General features: G+C 39.8%; 22 protein-coding genes and 1 tRNA gene. 15 read left to right on the forward strand and 8 right to left on the reverse strand.

Translation table 11 applies throughout. The features are described from left to right. Positions 1-41 precede the first annotated feature (41 nt). The 7 genes from BLT94_RS01340 to BLT94_RS01370 all read right to left on the reverse strand — a co-directional run bounded on the left by BLT94_RS01340 (position 42) and on the right by BLT94_RS01370 (position 4,325). Complete coding sequence (locus BLT94_RS01340; protein WP_092229667.1) at positions 42-479, reverse strand: YkgJ family cysteine cluster protein; 438 nt, start codon at positions 477-479, stop codon at positions 42-44. Continuing rightward, positions 469-1,068, reverse strand: a complete 600-nt coding sequence (gene recR / locus BLT94_RS01345; RefSeq protein WP_092229669.1) for a recombination mediator RecR — start codon at positions 1,066-1,068, stop codon at positions 469-471. Before recR ends, BLT94_RS01340 begins: the two co-directional genes overlap by 11 nt. Before the next feature lie 8 nt (positions 1,069-1,076). Next, entirely contained in the window at positions 1,077-1,385 is a 309-nt protein-coding gene (locus tag BLT94_RS01350; RefSeq protein ID WP_014956851.1) for a YbaB/EbfC family nucleoid-associated protein, read from the reverse strand. Between the two features lie 17 nt (positions 1,386-1,402). Next, on the reverse strand, positions 1,403-3,118 hold the full coding sequence (gene dnaX, locus BLT94_RS01355) for a DNA polymerase III subunit gamma/tau (RefSeq protein ID WP_092229671.1): 1,716 nt from the start codon (positions 3,116-3,118) through the stop codon (positions 1,403-1,405). 28 nt (positions 3,119-3,146) lie between these two features. After that, positions 3,147-3,238, reverse strand: a tRNA-Ser gene (locus tag BLT94_RS01360). A 45-nt stretch (positions 3,239-3,283) separates the two neighbouring features. Continuing rightward, entirely contained in the window at positions 3,284-4,006 is a 723-nt protein-coding gene (locus BLT94_RS01365) for a tRNA1(Val) (adenine(37)-N6)-methyltransferase (RefSeq protein ID WP_092229673.1), read from the reverse strand. Further along, on the reverse strand, positions 3,987-4,325 hold the full coding sequence (locus BLT94_RS01370; RefSeq protein ID WP_092229675.1) for a DUF721 domain-containing protein: 339 nt from the start codon (positions 4,323-4,325) through the stop codon (positions 3,987-3,989). Before BLT94_RS01370 ends, BLT94_RS01365 begins: the two co-directional genes overlap by 20 nt. 225 nt (positions 4,326-4,550) lie before the next feature. Here BLT94_RS01370 and hflK point away from each other — a divergent pair, with 225 nt between their 5' ends. Then, positions 4,551-5,639: an FtsH protease activity modulator HflK gene (hflK, locus tag BLT94_RS01375; RefSeq protein WP_092229677.1), complete on the forward strand. Its 1,089-nt coding sequence runs from the start codon at positions 4,551-4,553 to the stop codon at positions 5,637-5,639. A 3-nt stretch (positions 5,640-5,642) separates the two neighbouring features. After that, a complete protein-coding gene (gene hflC / locus BLT94_RS01380) occupies positions 5,643-6,584 on the forward strand; it encodes a protease modulator HflC (RefSeq protein WP_092229679.1) in 942 nt (313 codons plus the stop codon). A 62-nt stretch (positions 6,585-6,646) separates the two neighbouring features. On the opposite strand, the gene BLT94_RS01385 is transcribed toward hflC, so the two are convergent. Next, a complete protein-coding gene (locus BLT94_RS01385; protein ID WP_456072996.1) occupies positions 6,647-6,766 on the reverse strand; it encodes a 30S ribosomal protein bS22 in 120 nt (39 codons plus the stop codon). A 96-nt stretch (positions 6,767-6,862) separates the two neighbouring features. On the opposite strand from BLT94_RS01385, the gene BLT94_RS01390 reads away from it, so the two are divergent. The 13 genes from BLT94_RS01390 (at position 6,863) to ruvB (ending at position 17,413) form a co-directional block, all read left to right on the forward strand. Beyond that, the gene (locus tag BLT94_RS01390; RefSeq protein WP_092230086.1) at positions 6,863-7,399 is read left to right on the forward strand and encodes a hypothetical protein; all 537 of its coding nucleotides are present in this window, start codon (positions 6,863-6,865) and stop codon (positions 7,397-7,399) included. 95 nt (positions 7,400-7,494) lie between these two features. Beyond that, entirely contained in the window at positions 7,495-7,782 is a 288-nt protein-coding gene (locus tag BLT94_RS01395; RefSeq protein ID WP_092229681.1) for an FmdB family zinc ribbon protein, read from the forward strand. Between the two features lie 77 nt (positions 7,783-7,859). Beyond that, positions 7,860-8,147 carry a co-chaperone GroES gene (gene groES, locus BLT94_RS01400; protein ID WP_092229683.1) on the forward strand — a complete coding sequence of 96 codons (288 nt, stop codon included), beginning with the start codon at positions 7,860-7,862 and terminating at the stop codon, positions 8,145-8,147. 29 nt (positions 8,148-8,176) lie between these two features. Then, a complete protein-coding gene (gene groL, locus BLT94_RS01405; protein WP_092229685.1) occupies positions 8,177-9,832 on the forward strand; it encodes a chaperonin GroEL in 1,656 nt (551 codons plus the stop codon). 254 nt (positions 9,833-10,086) lie between these two features. Continuing rightward, the gene (gene tolQ / locus BLT94_RS01410) at positions 10,087-10,797 is read left to right on the forward strand and encodes a protein TolQ (protein WP_092229687.1); all 711 of its coding nucleotides are present in this window, start codon (positions 10,087-10,089) and stop codon (positions 10,795-10,797) included. Then, complete coding sequence (gene tolR / locus BLT94_RS01415; RefSeq protein ID WP_092229689.1) at positions 10,797-11,213, forward strand: protein TolR; 417 nt, start codon at positions 10,797-10,799, stop codon at positions 11,211-11,213. The genes tolQ and tolR overlap by 1 nt, the downstream gene beginning before the upstream one ends. 9 nt (positions 11,214-11,222) lie before the next feature. After that, positions 11,223-12,164: a cell envelope integrity protein TolA gene (locus tag BLT94_RS01420; protein ID WP_139168959.1), complete on the forward strand. Its 942-nt coding sequence runs from the start codon at positions 11,223-11,225 to the stop codon at positions 12,162-12,164. A gap of 17 nt (positions 12,165-12,181) precedes the next feature. Beyond that, positions 12,182-13,531: a Tol-Pal system beta propeller repeat protein TolB gene (gene tolB, locus BLT94_RS01425; protein WP_245742894.1), complete on the forward strand. Its 1,350-nt coding sequence runs from the start codon at positions 12,182-12,184 to the stop codon at positions 13,529-13,531. 149 nt (positions 13,532-13,680) lie between these two features. Next, positions 13,681-14,286: a peptidoglycan-associated lipoprotein Pal gene (gene pal / locus BLT94_RS01430; protein WP_092229697.1), complete on the forward strand. Its 606-nt coding sequence runs from the start codon at positions 13,681-13,683 to the stop codon at positions 14,284-14,286. 80 nt (positions 14,287-14,366) lie between these two features. Continuing rightward, positions 14,367-15,245 carry a tol-pal system protein YbgF gene (gene ybgF / locus BLT94_RS01435; protein WP_092229700.1) on the forward strand — a complete coding sequence of 293 codons (879 nt, stop codon included), beginning with the start codon at positions 14,367-14,369 and terminating at the stop codon, positions 15,243-15,245. Positions 15,246-15,259: 14 nt separating this feature from the next. After that, positions 15,260-15,745 carry a crossover junction endodeoxyribonuclease RuvC gene (locus tag BLT94_RS01440; RefSeq protein WP_092229702.1) on the forward strand — a complete coding sequence of 162 codons (486 nt, stop codon included), beginning with the start codon at positions 15,260-15,262 and terminating at the stop codon, positions 15,743-15,745. Continuing rightward, entirely contained in the window at positions 15,742-16,380 is a 639-nt protein-coding gene (gene ruvA / locus BLT94_RS01445) for a Holliday junction branch migration protein RuvA (RefSeq protein WP_092229705.1), read from the forward strand. The genes BLT94_RS01440 and ruvA overlap by 4 nt, the downstream gene beginning before the upstream one ends. A gap of 7 nt (positions 16,381-16,387) precedes the next feature. Next, positions 16,388-17,413, forward strand: coding sequence for a Holliday junction branch migration DNA helicase RuvB (ruvB, locus tag BLT94_RS01450; protein ID WP_092229707.1), 1,026 nt, complete (start codon positions 16,388-16,390; stop codon positions 17,411-17,413). Positions 17,414-17,480: the final 67 nt, after the last annotated feature.

Below are 17,480 nucleotides of genomic sequence, written 5' to 3' on the forward strand. Positions count from 1 at the left end.
TGAGTAATGAGAAAAAAAGTGCTTCTCTCACGACTCAATACTCATAACTCAATATGCGGTATAATAGATTTATCCAGTTTTCCTTTTTCAATTGTAACGATGTTTGCCAGATTTTTATATGGGATATCCTTTTTCATGCCCGGGCAGGAGTTTGCCATGGCATTCCAGTTTTCAGGATGTCCTATGACGGTTTTAATGAAAGGCCAGGCTTTGCACATATAGGGTTTTACCGGATGAATAGTGCATTGTCTGGTTTTATCAAAGAAGATACAGCATCCGTCTATCCCCAGTGTTAAAACATAGCGTGATCCTGATGTGTCACAATACCTGGCAACAAATTTTTTTGGATCAAAATTGATGTATGTTGAGATATTTATGATATCCTGCTCAGTGACATAAGTACCGCCAAATCCCTTGCAGCAATCCCCGCATTGCCGGCACTCAAAAATATCATTGCCTGTTCTATATTCAGAATCCATATCGTTTTTCCATTGCTTTTTGCATGGTCAGCTGGTCAATATATTGTAAATCTCCCCCCATGGGGATACCCGAAGCAATTCTTGTGATTTTGATGTTTGTTCTTTTAAGCTTTTCAAGGATGTAGGAAGCTGTGGCTTCGCCTTCAACATTGGTTTTGGTTGCAAGGATAATCTCTTTTACCTTTCGTGGGTCAGCTCTTTTAAATAGCTCTTTGATCCTTATGTCATCCGGGCCTATGCCATCAATGGGAGAAAGTACACCGCCCAATATATGATAGGTCCCCAAAAAAGCATTTGATTTTTCGATGGCTCCCATATCCGTGGGGTTCTCCACAACACAAATCAGTGTTTGATCCCTTAACGGATCTGCGCATACCCGGCATTTGTCTTTGTCGCTCAGGGCAAAGCAAACAGTACACAGTCGAATGCTGCTTTTCAGTTCAATGATATCGGCGGCCAGGGTTGAGACGTCATGGTCCGGGGCATGGAGAATGTGAAGCGCAAGCCTTTCAGCAGTTTTTTTTCCAATACCCGGAAGCTTTGACAGACTGTTGATCAATTTTAAAATCGGTTCGGGATAATGCATCATGTTTTTTTTTACAGACCGGGAATATTGAGTCCCCCGGTAAGTTTACCCATTTCAGAAGATACCATTTCCTGGGATTTGTTTAAGGCATCGTTAACGGCTGCCATAATGAGATCCTGAAGCATTTCAATATCTTCCGGGTCAACCACTTCTTTTTCCAGAACAATGGATTCGATTTTCTGGCCGCCATTGGCAATTACTTTGACCATACCACCGCCAGAAGAGGCTTCAACAGTTTTTTTTGCCAGCTCCTCTTGGGTTTTAAGCATTTTTTTCTGAAGTTTTTGAGCTTGTTTCATCATGGTATTCATGTTTTTCATGTTTTGTCACTCCTGTCTTAATAGTTGATTATCTCGCCATTAAACATTTTTTGGGCTTCAACAACAAGGGGGTGGTTGAAAGCTGCTTGTCTGGCTTTTATTTCATTTTTTTTTTTGCTTTCAGTTAATGGTTTGCTTTCAGACACTATTTTGATTGTAAGATCTTTTCCAAGAAAGTTTTTGCAGGCTTTTTTCAGTTCATTTTTTTTTGTTTCAAGCCGGTTTTTATCAAAGGACGAACAATCTTTCAATTCAACTATAATTTCATTGGTATTATTTTCTTGTGCAACACCTTTTGAGAGAAGGACAAACATAAAGGGGAGGGTTTGTTCTATTCTGTTTAAAAATCCCTGCCATGTTTTTTCAGGGGGGGCATCTTTTTGTGGTTTTGAAACATTTTGACCAGCATGATATCCATGTGCCGGCAAAGTTTCCCTGACAGCCGGCGCATGATTTGCCATAGGAATATCCCTGTTAACCGGAATATCTTTGTCAATCGGTATGTTATTGTTCTTGGTTTCCAAAAATTTTGCAGCAGGTTCTTGTACCGGTTCAAATTTATGATCGGAGTATGAAACAGTTGAATTTATCTGATTTGCAAGACTATCAAGCTTGCTGATGATTTGATCTATTTGTGCCCCCGGGTTTACCTGAAGCAGTCTTAACAGAACCATTTCAATAGCGATTTTGGTATGTGATGAATATTTGATCATGGATTCTTCATCCAGAAGAATTTGTAAAACAGTGTTGATAAAACTGCTGGACAGCATGGCTGTTGCTTGAAAAATTTTTTCTTTTTCAGAATCAGTGATATGTGCATTGGGGCTGTCTTTGCCGCAAATTTTAATGACATTCAGATTCCTGAAATGAACAATTAAATCAGAATAATATTTTTTCAGATCAATTCCGGAGTCGTTTATGTCTTCAATCATCTCAATGAGTTGCGCCCCGTTTTTTTCAAAAATTGCAACTGACGTATCATGCAGGATCTGCCGATCAAGGATACCCAACCCGTCCAGAACGGTTTGATGCTCAATTTTCAGGGTCTTGGCCGATGATAATATTCTGTCAAGAAGGCTTAATGCATCCCTTATGGAGCCGTCTGCTTCCTGAGCAATGAGGTCAAGACTTTGGGCTTCAATATTAAATCCTTCCCGGCTGCAAAGCATTTGCAGGTGACCGGAAATCAATGGCAGCGAAATTCTGCCCAGGTCATGCCTCTGGCACCTGGACAGGATGGTGATCGGGATTTTATGGACTTCAGTGGTGGCAAAGATGAACATCACATGGTCAGGCGGTTCTTCAAGGGTTTTGAGCAGGGCGTTAAATGCAGCAGTAGACAGCATATGAACTTCATCAATAATATATATCTTATAGGGTGCCGATGACGGCATATATGTTACATTTTCCCTTAGATCCCTTATTTGGTCCACGCTGTTGTTGGATGCCCCGTCAATTTCAAACACATCTGTGCAGTGCCCTTCAATAATGTCCGTACAAATTTTACAGGTGTTGCAGGGAAAGGGAGTCGGCCCTTTTTTGCAATTCATTGCCCTGGCTAAAATTCTTGCAATGGTTGTTTTTCCTGTGCCCCTGGGTCCCGTAAAAAGAAGGGCATGGGCAACCCTGTCTGAAGAAATGGCATTGGTAAGGGTGGTGGTAACATGATGTTGACCAACAACGTCGTCAAATGTCTGAGGTCTGTATTTGATTGCTAAAACTTGGTATGACATGTTATCCGGTATGATCGATTATGATCAGTGGCGGAGAGGGAGGGATTCGAACCCTCGGTACCCGGTTAGGATACACACGCTTTCCAGGCGTGCACCTTCAGCCATCTCGGTCACCTCTCCTTATTAAATTTGCTTCGGGCAAAATAGACTCTTTTTGCATTTGTGTCAAGGTTTAAACATGGAAATATACTCATTTGTTAATTTATTTTCAGAATTATAGATATACAGGGGCGGTGAGACAGTACAGGTTTTGTTGCTGTTTTTAGCTGCACAGAGAATGACGCGCCTGGCTCCGGTGTTTTTTTTTATGTGTACAAACCTTAAATAAACAGGGGAAAATTTATACGATTCCATGGCCAGTATCAGGTCGGATATCCGTTCTGCAGGAAAGATAATATAAACCCTTCCTTGTTTATGAATCAATCTGCTTGAACACTTGAAAAGCAGATCAATATCAAGAGTGATTTCATGGCGTGCAATTGCCTTTTGAGTATTTGGATTCAGTCTGCCGGAATTTTTTTTTTTATAAGGGGGGTTTGAAATAATTATATCTGCTTTTCCGTTTATATCGGAAATAAGTATGTTTTTAATATCTTTATTAATGATACTAATTGTTTTATCCAGCTTGTGATTAATACTGTTTTGTCTGGCACAAAAGGATAATTCCTCTTGTATTTCAATACCCGTGATTTTAATCTCAGAATGCCTGTAAGCCAGGATCAACGGCATTATGCCACATCCGCATCCCACATCAAGGAGATGTTGTGTGTCTGTTGGCTGAATATGTGCAGCAAGGATAAACGGATCTATAGAAAACCGATAGCCGTTTTCAGGCTGACAGATTTTTATCTTGTTGTTAAAAAAAGACTCAGCTGATAATTTTTCCAATTTTAAACCGAATCTGCTTCACCAGTTTATGGTCAAGTTGTTTGTTTATATTTAAGATCATTTCTTTTTCAAGGAATTTAAGCTGATGAATCCATGAGGAGCTTGATACATTGACGATTAGCATTCCATCTTTAAAAGCATCGGGTTTGGCATTCATGGCAATGGGTTTTCCGACAGCAAGATCCCAGATGTCCCATATCCTTGTCATTTGGGTATCCATCGCAGGTCTGTATTTGCCAAGCGCGGAAGTTAAGATGTCTTTGATGTGAATCAATTCGCTGTTTTTGTTTTTTTTGTTCAATTGAGTGTGTTTATACAATTGAGTGTTCCTTATCTTTAAGGATGATTTTTTTTAGCATATTCATACCATATTAATAGACCGGAATATACCCCAAATATATTTGGGGTTGGATGCTTGCCCGAAATCATTCTCAAGAACCTGTTTTAAATAAATATTGCCTTTTGGGCTTGATAAATATAAATATGGTTATATTTTGCGTTCATACTATGATTTTTTATAAAAATAATTTACAGGATAATGTTTATGAATTGGGATTGGGAAAAATTAAGGGAAAATCAGCAGAAGTTCGAACACAAGAGAGAAGGCGGGGGGCCAAGTATGCCAAGGCCACCCCAGATGGATGAGCTTTTGAGCAGGTTTAAAAGCTTTAAATTTCCGGGGGTTTTTCTTGTTGTGATTGTTATTGCGGCTTTATTTTTCGGTTCATCCACGTTTTTTACCATTGAAACAGATGAAGTCGGTGTTATTCAGCGATTTGGAAAATATGACAGAATCGCTCAACCGGGCTTGAATTTTAAATTTCCGTCGGGTATTGAAAAAGTCACCAAGGTAAAGGTGAAAAGAGTCTATAAGGAAGAGTTCGGTTTTCAAGCGGTCAAAGGTTCCGGCAATTACAGACTCGCAAGCAGTTCTTCTCAGGAAACGCCTTTGATGTTGACCGGGGATCTTAATGTGGCAGTGGTTCCCTGGATTGTGCAATACAGGATTTCAAATCCCAGGGATTATCTGTTCAAGGTTAAAGATGTCAGGGCTATTTTAAGGGACATGTCGGAAGCCACCATGAGAACAGTTGTGGGGGACAGGAGTATCAATGAGGTCATCAGTAAACGAGAAGAGATTGCTCTGGCTGCCAAGGAGATTCTTCAAAAAGAGATGGATCAGGCCCAGTCCGGTATTAATATTGTAACAATTGAAATGAAAAAGACAAATGTTCCGGAACCTGTTCAGGCTTCTTTTAATGAGGTTAATCAGGCCATTCAGGAAAAAGAGCAGACGATTTATAAAGCAAGGGAAGAGTACAACAAGGCTGTTCCTTTAGCCCGTGGTGAAGCCAAAAGGGTGATTAAGGATGCTGAAGGGTATGCCATTGACCGGATTAACCGTGCCCAGGGGGATGCCACCAAATTTTCAGCAATCTACCAAGCATATGCAAAAGCCAAGGATGTGACAAAAAAACGACTGTATCTGGAATCCATGCTGGAAATTTTCCCCAATCTTGGGACAAAGTATATTATTGACTCTGAACAAAAAAATATGCTGCCTTTTTTAAATATGGGTGGTGGTCAATCTGCGGCAGTTCCTCAAAATAGATTCCTTAATAAAAGTGAGTAAAAAATGAATAGTATTATAAAACCGTTGTTTTTGATTGTCGTTGCTGTTGCTGTTTTATTAACTTACAGCTCTGCCTACATTGTTGATGAAACCGAACAGGTTGTGATAACCCAGTTTGGTCGAGTTGTGGGGCAGCCTATTACCGAGCCGGGCTTGAAATTCAAGCTGCCGTTTTTTCAAATTGCCAATTTTTTTCCAAATAATCTGTTAACCTGGGATGGTGACCCAGGCCAGGTGCCCACAAAAGATAAAACTTATATTTGGGTGGATACCTTTGCGCGATGGAAAATTGTTGACCCTGTCAAGTATTTTCAGACCATTAACAATGAATTGGCCGCAATTGAGCGTCTGGATGATATTATTGATCCGGCCATGAGAAATCTTGTGACATCTTATCCCCTTGTTGAAAGTGTTCGAAATACGGATCGACCCATGGATACATTTGAATCGGTTGTTGATGAGAACAGGAAGCGTATTCAATATAAAATTAATCTGGGCCGCGATGAGATTACAAAAAGAATCGTAAAACAAGCCGGTGAAAAATTGATCCAGTTCGGTATTGAGCTTGTGGATGTAAAAATAAAACGAATCAACTATATTGAAAATGTTCGGCAGGCTGTTTATAACAGGATGATTGCCGAAAGAAATCAAATCGCCGAAAAATACCGGGCAGAGGGTATGGGTGAAGCAAGCAATATACGGGGTGAAAAAGAAAAAGAACTCCAGGTGATTAAATCCCAGGCATATAAAGATGCCCAGAAGATTAAGGGTGATGCTGATGCAACTGCCACAAAGATTTATGCGGATGCCTATGGCGTTGACCCGGATTTTTATGCATTTGTGAAGACAATGGAAGTCTATAAGAAGACCATGAAAAAAGACAGTACGCTGATTCTTTCAACGGATTCTGATTTTATGAAATACTTTAAGGGTATTGAACGGTAGGAAGAAGATTCGAGTATTGAGTTGAATTGGTTTGCAACTCAATACTCCGCAGATTACACCAGCTATTTTTTCTTTCTCTGGTGTCTGGTTTTGGCAAGGAGTTTTCTGTGTTTATGTTTCCTCATTTTTTTCCTTCTCTTTTTAATCACACTACCCAAAAAAATCACCTCCTTTGTATACATTATATTATTTTTTTTATTTCAAATTCGCTAAATAGTTACTATAGCATAATGTTTATTTAAATGTCCATTTTTTATTTTGGTATAAAAAGGCACCGGATGCAAACGTTACGACACTTTAATCAAGAAGAACTTCTAAAGGTTGATGAAGCCGTAAAAGTATCGGAAGAATTGGTTAATAACTATTTTAAACTGTCTTCCGGCCAGTGGCTGAAAAACAGGTATGATATTAAGACAGCAAAAGATCTGGCTGTTCATGAGCATGTTGACGGTCCATTTGCCCAGGTTGTCAAGTATGAAGGGCGCAAAAAAGATGTTCCTTTAGGGTCTTCTTCTTTTAGTTTCTATAAAGTGTGTCTTCAGGACAGCGCCATACTTTCAATTGTTGAAAAAGAGGGCGTGTTATTGGAACCTTTTCTTTTGTATGTGTTAACCCATGAACTGGTTCATGTTGTCAGATTTTTAAAATTTCAACACCGGTATGAAAATAAAAATGAAGCTGATGTTACCTTTGATGAAGAACGAAAAGTGCATCAGCTAACTTATATTATTTTAAACCAGTTATCCATTCCAGGTTTGAATCAAGTATTTGGATTTTATAAAGATTGGTTAATAATTTCGAGATCCGGCATATAGGTAAAAAATTTAGATACACCTTCTTGACAAGGATAAATAACTTATTATTTTATCTTTGATTTTCCAAGACGACTAAAGAAAAACGGAGAAGTAAAATGCCAGTTTATGAATATCAATGTACAGAGTGCGGACAAATAGAAGAAGCACTTCAAAAAATTTCAGATTCCCCTCTTACGACTTGCCCTCATTGCAAGGGCAGTCTGAAAAAGCTGATTTCACAAAGTTCATTTCATCTTAAAGGATCGGGCTGGTACGTCACAGACTATGGCGGTGCTAAAACGGGAACAGAAACAAAATCTGATAAAAAAGCCGGTACTAAATCCAAAGAATCAAAAACAACTTCAAAAACAACTTCAAAAAAGACAATTGATTCTAAAAATTAATGTTCCAAAAATTGAAGTTGAATAAAACAAACTATATGCATTAACACAACAAATACCATTTAAAGGAGAAAGTGATCATGAGTTTGAGACCATTGAGTGACAGAATTCTTGTTGAACGTGTTGAAGAGGACGAAAAAACCAAAGGCGGTATTATTATTCCTGATACGGCAAAAGAAAAACCGGCAGAAGGCAAAATCGTTGCCACAGGTAATGGCCGCATGGGTGAAGACGGAAAACTTCTTCCAATGGATGTAAAGATAGGGGATCGTGTTCTTTTCAGCAAATATGGTGGAACAGATGTAAAAATTGACGGTATTGATTATCTTATCCTTCGTCAGGATGATGTTCTCGGAGTAATTGAATAATTTAACGATATAAATGGAGATTATTGAAGATGGCAAAAGAAATTAAATATGATGCGAAGGCCCGTGAAGCAATGCTTAGGGGTGTTCAGGCTCTTGCAGATGCAGTTGTGGTTACTCTTGGACCTAAAGGACGAAATGTCGTTATTGAAAAATCCTGGGGCTCTCCCAATGTTACCAAAGATGGTGTAACTGTTGCAAAAGAGATTGATCTGGAAGATAAATTTGAAAACATGGGCGCTCAGATGGTAAAAGAAGTGTCCAGTAAAACTTCTGATATGGCTGGTGACGGTACTACTACTGCAACCGTTTTGGCCCGTGCAATCTATGAAAATGGCCAGAAGCTGGTTGTTGCAGGAAACAATCCCATGGGAATCAAGAGAGGGATTGACAAAGCGGTTGCTAAGATTGTTGAAAGTCTTGAAACAATAACAAAACCGACCAAAGACCAGAATGAAATTGCCCAGGTTGGAACCATTTCCGCAAACAATGATGCAACCATTGGTAATATTATTGCCGAAGCCATGGATAAGGTTGGTAAAGAAGGTGTTATCACCGTAGAAGAAGCCAAATCAATGGATACGACTCTGGACGTTGTGGAAGGTATGCAATTTGACCGCGGTTATCTGTCACCTTACTTTGTAACTGATTCAGAGAAAATGGTTGCAGCCCTTGACAGTCCGTTTGTTTTAATCTGCGACAAAAAGATTTCTTCCATGAAAGATCTTCTTCCGGTTCTTGAAGAGATTGCCAAAACAGGCAAACCTCTCATGATCGTTGCCGAAGATGTTGAAGGCGAAGCTCTTGCCACACTGGTTGTCAATAAACTTCGCGGCACCTTGAATGTTGCTGCAGTTAAAGCCCCGGGATTTGGTGACAGAAGAAAAGCCATGCTGGAAGATATTGCCGTATTAACCGGCGGACAGGTTGTTTCAGAAGACATTGGAATCAAACTTGAAAATGTAACCATTCAAGATCTGGGTCAGGCAAAAACCATTACGATTGATAAAGACAATACAATTATTGTTGATGGTGCAGGCTCCAGAGAATCGCTTGAAGGCCGCGTGAAAATGATTCGTGCCCAGGTTGAAGAAACTTCTTCTGACTATGATAGAGAAAAGCTTCAGGAAAGGCTTGCCAAGCTTGTTGGCGGTGTTGCAGTGATTAATGTTGGTGCTGCCACTGAAACTGAAATGAAGGAAAAGAAAGCCAGAGTTGAAGATGCCCTTAATGCAACCCGTGCAGCAGTTGAAGAAGGTATCGTGCCTGGCGGCGGTGTTGCTCTTGTCAGATGTATTGCAGCTCTTGAAGAACTTAGTCTTGAAGGCGAAGAACAACTGGGTGTGGATGTTATTGCACGCGCCATTGAAGAACCTCTTCGTAAAATTGCCGACAATGCAGGTGCTGAAGGATCTGTTGTTATCAATAAAGTCAAAGAGGGCACAGGTGCCTTTGGTTACAATGCCTTGACAAATGTTTATGAAGATCTGATTGAAGCCGGTGTCATTGATCCTAAAAAAGTGGTTCGTTTTGCACTTCAGAATGCAGCCAGTGTTGCCTCTGTCATGCTGACCACGGAAGCCATGATCGCTGAGAAACCTGAAGAAGGTGCTGGCGGCGGCGGAATGCCTGGTGGAATGCCCGGCGGCGGAATGGGCGGAATGGGCGGAATGGGCGGAATGATGTAATGTTTCGTTAAACAATAATACCATTCGTAATATTTGAATAAAGCCCTTGCTCATTTGGTGTGCAAGGGCTTTATTTTTTTTAACTATCTATAAAAGGGGCATTTCGTTTGGGTCTGAAGCTTTTGTTATCACAATTAAGACCTTGACATGAAATGCCGGCTCATATACTTAGTTTTATTAAAATTTATTTATTATCTTGCCACTGATTTATTATGTTATCTCTATTGGGAAGGTAAATTTGTAAGAGAGGTTGTATGACCACGGAAACCGTTGGATTGTTTTACATGCTGAGTGATGCAGGCCCGGTTGTTAAGTTTATCATGCTGCTGCTGCTGTTCTTTTCAATAACCTCATGGGCAATCATATTTATTAAATTCAGGTATGTAAGGAGTGCATTTAAAGAATCTGCTGATTTTACAGATGTTTTCTGGCAGTGCCGAAATCTTTCAGATGCATTTTCAAAAGCCAAGGCATTGAGATCAAGTCCGGTTGCAAGGATTTTTATCACTGCATATATGGAGATGGCAAGATCTGACAGCAAAGATAATGAAAAAACACAGGTAAAGCGAACAGATAACTCCTATTTCCAAGCAGTCGGCAGTATAAAACGATCGTTAAATCGATCCATTGGCGTAGAAGTCAGACGTCTGGTTCAATTGGTGCCGTTTTTGGCAACAGCTGGTAATACCGCTCCTTTTATCGGTCTTTTCGGCACGGTATGGGGGATCATGGATACCTTCCATGGGATCGGGTTGAGCGGATCTGCAAGCCTTGCCGTAGTTGCTCCGGGTATATCGGAAGCATTGATCGCAACGGCAGCAGGCCTTGCAGTGGCGATTCCTTCTGTTATTGCCTATAATTATTTTACGGACAGGATAAGGGTCTTGGATTCTGAGTTGCAGAGTTTTTCTTCAGATCTTTTAAATATAATGGAACGTGATATTCAAAAGCAAATGGAGGTATGATGCAATCAGGCTCAGGTAATGATCAGTTCATGTCCGAGATCAATGTCACCCCTTTTGTGGATGTCATGCTTGTTTTGCTGATTATTTTTATGGTGACGGCTCCCATGATGGTTCAGGGGGTTGATGTGGATTTGCCCAAGGCGACCTCAAAAGCATTAAACGGTAATGAAGAACGTTTGATTATTTCCATTGATGATGATTTAAAAGTGTTTATTAATGAACAGGTTGTCAGTGTTGAATTTCTGACCCTGAAGCTGGGGGCTGTATTGGAAAATTTTGATAAAAAAAATGTCTATCTCAGGGCGGATAAAAAAGTGCCCTATGGAGTCGTTGTCAATGTGATCTCAAAGATAAAACAATCCGGTATTGACAGTCTCGGGATGATCACCCTTCCTGAAGATGAAAATGCGTCCTGATTGACAGGTATGAGTCTCCCTATAAAAGTTAAAATCAGAAAAGATTCACTTCTTACTCCTGATTATGGCAGGAAAACAGGAATCGTTTTTTTTTCTATTTCAGTTGTTTTGCATGGTTTGTTTTTTTGCGGTATGATTTTTTGTCAGGATATCAAACTGTCCAAACCCCTGCCACCGGTTATTCAGATTGATTTGGTATCTTTTTCACCGGAACCGGTGTTTGAAGAACCTGCCAAAAGTCAAGCGCATTTAACGGAAAAAGGGGTTCCAATAAAGAAGGCTCCCATTATAACGAAAGCACCTGTTATAAAAAAGAGCAGGAAAATTCCAAATCTTAAACCGGATATCAGTTTAAAAGCAAAACCCAAGAATTTGAAAGATTTGATCGCCCTGCAAGAGAAAAAAAGAAAAGCATTAGATAAGAAAAAAGAGAACAAGCCGGTTGAAAAGAGGCCGGTTGAAAAGAAAAAGGCCAAAAAAGAAATTGATCCTGAAAAGGTATTGGAATCAGCAAGGAAACAATTGGAAAAAAAAGTTGAGGATCAATCCCAGGCTAAGCTTGAACAAGCCATGAGCCGTCTTCAGAAAAAGGTGCAGGAGCAGGGTAAGACAAATGAGGATCAAGGGAAGGGGGCATATGCCGGGTATGGAAAGAAGGGATATAAACCCATAGAGCTATATAAAATGGTTTTAGGTTCAAGAATAGAGCAGAACTGGGTGTTTAATGAAACCCTTGCCAGGATGAACCAGAACCTTGAAGTCAGAATCCTGATCAAAGTATTAAAAAGTGGTGAAATACGGGATATTATTTATGAAACCAGGTCAGGAAATCGTTATCTTGATGAATCTGCAAAAAAAGCAATTAAAAAAGCAAATCCACTGCCGCAGTTGCCGGGTGGAAGGCATTCCTATGATGTTATTGTTATTTTTACACCAAGAGGGCTGAAATAAAAATGGGTTTCATTGTCATGAATAAACGGTATCGTATCCATGAGATGGTTAATAAAACTATGGTATACAGATGTTTTCTTGTGTGTATTTGTTTTTTTTTATTGCAATGGGGTACTACTGTATGCGCTCAAGAATATGATTATATCAACATCAGTAATCCGTTTTTAAAGAAAACACCTATTGCTGTGACGGAATTTAAGGCGTTTAACGGGCATGAAGTTGAGGTAAAAGATGGAGAAAAAGCAAGGCGTATTTTAACACAGGCACTTGATTTTACAGGCTACCTTAAAACGATGAACCCTGTTGCATTTTTATCAAATCCTGCTGAATCAGGCATTCAATTGGGCCAGATTAATTTTCGGGATTGGACAGGCATTGGCACTGAGCTGCTGGTTACCGGGGGGATTATTGAAGCCAATGGCCAAGTAAAACTGAAATTAAGACTTTTTGATACATTTAATACAAAACTTCTGGTGGGCAAGGTATATAGCGGTTCGCGTTCCCAAATCAGGAAGATGATCCATTTGTTTTGCAGTGAAATATCCCACTCACTTACCGGTAAATGGGGGGTGTTCAATAGTAAAATTGCATTTGTTTCAACAGTAAACGGGAAAAAAGAAATATTCACCTGTGATTTTGACGGGCAAAACGTCAAGCAGATGACCTTCCACAAAAGTATTTGTCTTTCTCCATCCTGGTCTTTTGATGGGAAATGGCTGGCCTATGTTTCCTACGCAAAGGGGAAGCCGGATATATTTATTAAGAATTTCAATGAAAACAAAGGTGCAATTGTCAATTACAAGGGAATGAATATTTCTCCGGATTGGATGCCCGGACAGCTGAAACTTTCGGCAGCCTTAAGCTTTTCAGGGGATCAGGAAATTTATTTGTTGACCCTGACCGGAGAAATTATTAAAAGAATAACAAAAAGCTGGGGAATTGATGTGTCGCCCAAGTTTTCACCGGATGGCCAAAAAATAGTTTTTACTTCAAAACGGGCCGGAACTCCCCAGATATATATAAAGGATATTGAATCAGGAGAAGTGCGGCGGCTGACGTTCAAAGGTCTTAATAATACATCGCCGGCCTGGTCTCCTGATGGCAAGAAAATTGCTTATGTCAACATTAAAGATAATCATATTAATATTTTTATACTCAATGTTGATACGGGAATGCCGGTTCAATTGACTATGAATACGGGGGATAATGAAGATCCTGCATGGTCACCGGACGGAAGTATGATAACTTTTACATCAACTCGTGAAAACGGGGTTCCAAGAATTTTTGTAATGACTGCATCCGGATCAGACCAGCGAAGACTTTTAAGTCTGAGCGGCAAACAGACCCAACCGGATTGGTCAATGTAACAAAGTACTGAATAAATATGATATGGCGGGGGCAGGTTTTAAATCTGCTCTCTTTGTCATAGTAGGGTTGAATTACTAAAGTTGAATTAGTTGAGTTGAATCATAGGCGGGGACAAATTTGTTCCCTCAAACAAAGAGGAGATAAAAAAATGAAAAACAGAGTGTGGATTAATCTGACCATGGCAATCCTTGTTGCAGGACTTTTTTTTACTGTCTCATGCGCAAAAAAAACAATTGTGTCAGATGCAACGGCTATTGAGGATCAAGCTAAGGTAGAAGCAGATAAAAATGCTGCCAAAGCTAAAGCAGAAGCTCAAGCGCAAGCAAGGGAAGAGGCAGATCGTATTGCACAGCAAGAACTGGAAGATCGAATTGCCAATGAAAAAGCGCTGAAGCAAGCTAAAATAATGGCTGCAAAAAAACGGTTTGAGAACCAGAACATCCATTTTGAATATGACAGCTCTCAACTGAGTCCCATGGCAAAAACAATTTTAAGAGAGAAAGCAGCATGGTTAAAAGCAAATTATTCGGTATCCGTAACCATTGAAGGCCACTGTGATGACCGCGGTACAACTGAATATAACCTTTCACTGGGTGAAAGGCGTGCCACTTCGGCAAAAGCTTATTTGGTCAATCTGGGCGTTTTGGCTTCTCGTTTGAACACCATCAGCTATGGTGAAGAACAACCTGAAGATTTTGGAAAAACAGAAGATGCATACAGAAAAAACAGGCGCGCTCATTTTGCAATTGATTAATACAGGATTGATTTAAAATCTGTTCTTGCAACTATAAATTTGTCCTTCCACAAATTTCTTTTGATTGCTGGAGTTTAGTTATGAGAATCAAATATTTGTTTGGTGTTGTGGTTATTGTATTGGTTTTTTCCGGCTGTGTCGAATCCCAGAGTTTTGTGATTCTTGAAAACAAGGTGGCAACTCTGGAATTGAAAAATAAGCGGCAAACTGAAAAATCAAAAGAATCTGCCGTGCAAAATGAACAGATTCGTTTGAAGTTTGAGCAGAATATTGAAAGTATCGAAAAAAGATTAAATGAAAGTCACAGTATCAGCCAGGAAGAGTATGCTGAAATGAAAGATACTATTCAGAGTATCAAATCAGACATTCAGAGGCTTCAAGGTATGATTGAAGAAATTAATCACAGTTTTGCACAATACCGCCAAAATGATAGTGAATCAATTGAGAAAAAAATTGATCGACTTGATCAGGCAGTCTCAAAGAATTATGAAAAAGTGATAGCGCTTGAAAAGTATATGGGGTTTGAACCATCTGCAGCAGGAAAAATTGAAAAAAAAGCAGTCTCATCAATAGAATCCGGAAAGACTGCCGAACTTGAATTGTATGAGTTTGCAAAGAAATTGTTTGATGAGGGAGATAAGGAAAACGCCCGTATCCGGTTTGAAAACTTTATCAATAAATATCCGGATTCTAATAATGCGGACAATGCAAGATTTTGGATTGCCGACAGTTATTATGCTGAAAAATGGTTTGAAAAAGCAATCCTGGAGTACCAGAAAGTCTTGGAAGTGTATCCTAACAGCAATAAATTGGCTGCAGCAAGATTAAAACAAGGGTATGCGTTTGCTGAACTGGGTGAAAAAGCTAACGCAAGACTTATCCTGAAAGAATTGTTAAAAAAACACCCTGATTCAAATGAAGCCAAATATGCTCAAAAGAAATTAAAAAGTTTAAAGTAAGTCTATCAATTTTTATGGTAAAACTAGTTGGAATTGATCCTGGGTTGGCCGGCACTGGCATTGGCGTTATAGAGGGAAATAATCGGGAAATCCTATCGTATTCATTTGGCAGCATATCCACTGGTTCAAAGGAGCCGATTCATTTCAGACTTCACACCATTTATTCTAAAGTTCTGTCTTTTCTTTGCGCACAAAAACCTGATCGTGTGGTGATAGAGGACATATACTCACTTGAAAAATACCCTGGATCAGGTATTATGCTGGGCAAAGTTTCAGGTGTTCTTCTTCTGGCTGCTTATAAAGCAGGACTTGATGTGGAAGAAATTTCCGTAAGGGAAATGAAAAAAATTGTTTCCGGGAATGGGCGCGCAGACAAACATCAGGTGGAACGGTCTGTCCGTAATTTATTGGGACATGGTGAGCCAATAAAGCCCTTTCATGCATCTGATGCACTGGGGCTGGCTTTGACAGGATATTACAGGTATAAAAGGATGCTATGATCGGATATCTGGAAGGAATTATTCTACAGTTTGAATCTGATGGTATTCTGCTGCTTGTGGGTAACGTAGGATATGAGGTGCTGTTGAATCCTCAAATGGTTGAGAAGCTGGCATCCCGGGAAACCACAGATAGCATGATTTCTCTGTATATTTATTATCACCAGACAGATCGACAGCCAAAGCCTGTTCTTATCGGTTTTGAATTTCCTGAGGAAAAAGAATTTTTTCAAACATTTATTACCGTAGATGCCATCGGTCCCATGAAAGCCGTCAAAGCCATGACTAGGCCGTCCAGTGAGATTGCAAGGGCTATTGAAAAAAAAGATGTCTCGTTTTTAACCGGTTTAAGTGGGGTTGGTAAACGAACGGCTGAAAAAATAATTGCAACCCTTCATGGAAAAGTTGAAAAATTTATGCTGGCAAATCAGGGTGAAAATCATGATAAAAAAGAAATGAAGACTGAATCTTTTGTGCTTGAGATACCCGACATTGGCCGGCAGGTTGAGGATGTCCTTGTGGAGCAGCTGGGTCATTCACCTGCATCTGCAAAAAGAATGGTCAGGGAAGCCTTGGAAACTAATGATAAAATTTCAACGCCGGAAGAACTTTTTGATGAGATCTTTGGGAAAGATTAGATAAGCCATGAATGATGATATTATTTCCTATTCTTCTGAGAAAAAAGGGATTGTTACATCCAACAGCACATCCGATGATTTGTCTTCGGATATTGTTTCCTTAAGACCCATAAGCTTTAATGACTATGTGGGACAGAATGATACGGTAGAAACCTTGAAGATTGCCATACAGGCAGCCAAGATGAGGAATGAACCGTTAGATCACATATTGCTTCACGGGCCTCCTGGTTTAGGTAAAACAACCGTTTCCCATATCATTGCCAATGAAATGGAAAAAGAGCTGACCGTCACGTCAGGACCCACCCTGGAGAAGGGAGGGGACCTTATTGGAATATTAACTAATATAGGCAAAGGGGATATTTTATTCATTGATGAAATCCATCGAATTCCAAAAGTTGTTGAAGAATTTTTATACCCGGCCATGGAAGACTTTGCCGTGGATTTTATATTTGACAAGGGGATTCATGCAAGAAGTCACAGATATCGCTTAAACCAGTTTGTTCTTATTGGCGCAACCACTCGAGTGGGGCTTTTATCCTCCCCTTTAAGGGATAGATTCGGACTTTTTCGAACACTTGATTTTTATTCTGTGGATCAACTGGTTATTATCATTAAACGGTCTGCTGCTATTTTGAACATAACCATCTCGGATGATGGCGCTCTGGAACTGGCCCAAAGATCCAGAGGAACCCCGAGGATTGCCAACAGGTTATTAAAAAGAGTTAGGGATTATTCACAGGTAAAATCACATGGAAAAATTGCCAGAAACAGTGTTCAAGCAGCTCTTGAACTCGAAGGAATTGATGCCCTGGGTCTGACATGCCTTGACAGGAATTATCTGAAAACCATAGTGGATTTTTATAAAGGAGGACCTGTGGGGATTGAAGCCATTGCGGCAACATTGCAGGAAGAAACCGATACGCTTGTGGATGTCGTAGAGCCGTTTTTATTGCAAATCGGCCTGGTTCTTCGCACATCCAGTGGCAGAAAAACTTCGGAAAAAGCATATCACCATCTTAAAGTTAAACCATAAAATAAGCCGTGTTTTTTGATTTGGATGAAAAATAATATAAGTTTAAATAAACAAAATGTCCTGTGTT

This window comes from Desulfobacula phenolica (genome assembly GCF_900105645.1).
In the GTDB taxonomy this organism is placed as follows: Bacteria; Desulfobacterota; Desulfobacteria; order Desulfobacterales; family Desulfobacteraceae; genus Desulfobacula; species Desulfobacula toluolica.

Coding starts and splice junctions, on each gene's coding strand:
- BLT94_RS01340 (WP_092229667.1), bottom strand. CDS start 479: ATGGATTCTGAATATAGAACAGGCAATGATATTTTTGAGTGCCGGCAA.
- recR (WP_092229669.1), bottom strand. CDS start 1,068: ATGATGCATTATCCCGAACCGATTTTAAAATTGATCAACAGTCTGTCA.
- BLT94_RS01350 (WP_014956851.1), bottom strand. CDS start 1,385: ATGAAAAACATGAATACCATGATGAAACAAGCTCAAAAACTTCAGAAA.
- dnaX (WP_092229671.1), bottom strand. CDS start 3,118: ATGTCATACCAAGTTTTAGCAATCAAATACAGACCTCAGACATTTGAC.
- hflK (WP_092229677.1), top strand. CDS start 4,551: ATGAATTGGGATTGGGAAAAATTAAGGGAAAATCAGCAGAAGTTCGAA.
- hflC (WP_092229679.1), top strand. CDS start 5,643: ATGAATAGTATTATAAAACCGTTGTTTTTGATTGTCGTTGCTGTTGCT.
- BLT94_RS01385 (WP_456072996.1), bottom strand. CDS start 6,766: ATGTATACAAAGGAGGTGATTTTTTTGGGTAGTGTGATTAAAAAGAGA.
- BLT94_RS01390 (WP_092230086.1), top strand. CDS start 6,863: ATGCAAACGTTACGACACTTTAATCAAGAAGAACTTCTAAAGGTTGAT.
- BLT94_RS01395 (WP_092229681.1), top strand. CDS start 7,495: ATGCCAGTTTATGAATATCAATGTACAGAGTGCGGACAAATAGAAGAA.
- groES (WP_092229683.1), top strand. CDS start 7,860: ATGAGTTTGAGACCATTGAGTGACAGAATTCTTGTTGAACGTGTTGAA.
- groL (WP_092229685.1), top strand. CDS start 8,177: ATGGCAAAAGAAATTAAATATGATGCGAAGGCCCGTGAAGCAATGCTT.
- tolQ (WP_092229687.1), top strand. CDS start 10,087: ATGACCACGGAAACCGTTGGATTGTTTTACATGCTGAGTGATGCAGGC.
- tolR (WP_092229689.1), top strand. CDS start 10,797: ATGCAATCAGGCTCAGGTAATGATCAGTTCATGTCCGAGATCAATGTC.
- BLT94_RS01420 (WP_139168959.1), top strand. CDS start 11,223: ATGAGTCTCCCTATAAAAGTTAAAATCAGAAAAGATTCACTTCTTACT.
- tolB (WP_245742894.1), top strand. CDS start 12,182: ATGAATAAACGGTATCGTATCCATGAGATGGTTAATAAAACTATGGTA.
- pal (WP_092229697.1), top strand. CDS start 13,681: ATGAAAAACAGAGTGTGGATTAATCTGACCATGGCAATCCTTGTTGCA.
- ybgF (WP_092229700.1), top strand. CDS start 14,367: ATGAGAATCAAATATTTGTTTGGTGTTGTGGTTATTGTATTGGTTTTT.
- BLT94_RS01440 (WP_092229702.1), top strand. CDS start 15,260: ATGGTAAAACTAGTTGGAATTGATCCTGGGTTGGCCGGCACTGGCATT.
- ruvA (WP_092229705.1), top strand. CDS start 15,742: ATGATCGGATATCTGGAAGGAATTATTCTACAGTTTGAATCTGATGGT.
- ruvB (WP_092229707.1), top strand. CDS start 16,388: ATGAATGATGATATTATTTCCTATTCTTCTGAGAAAAAAGGGATTGTT.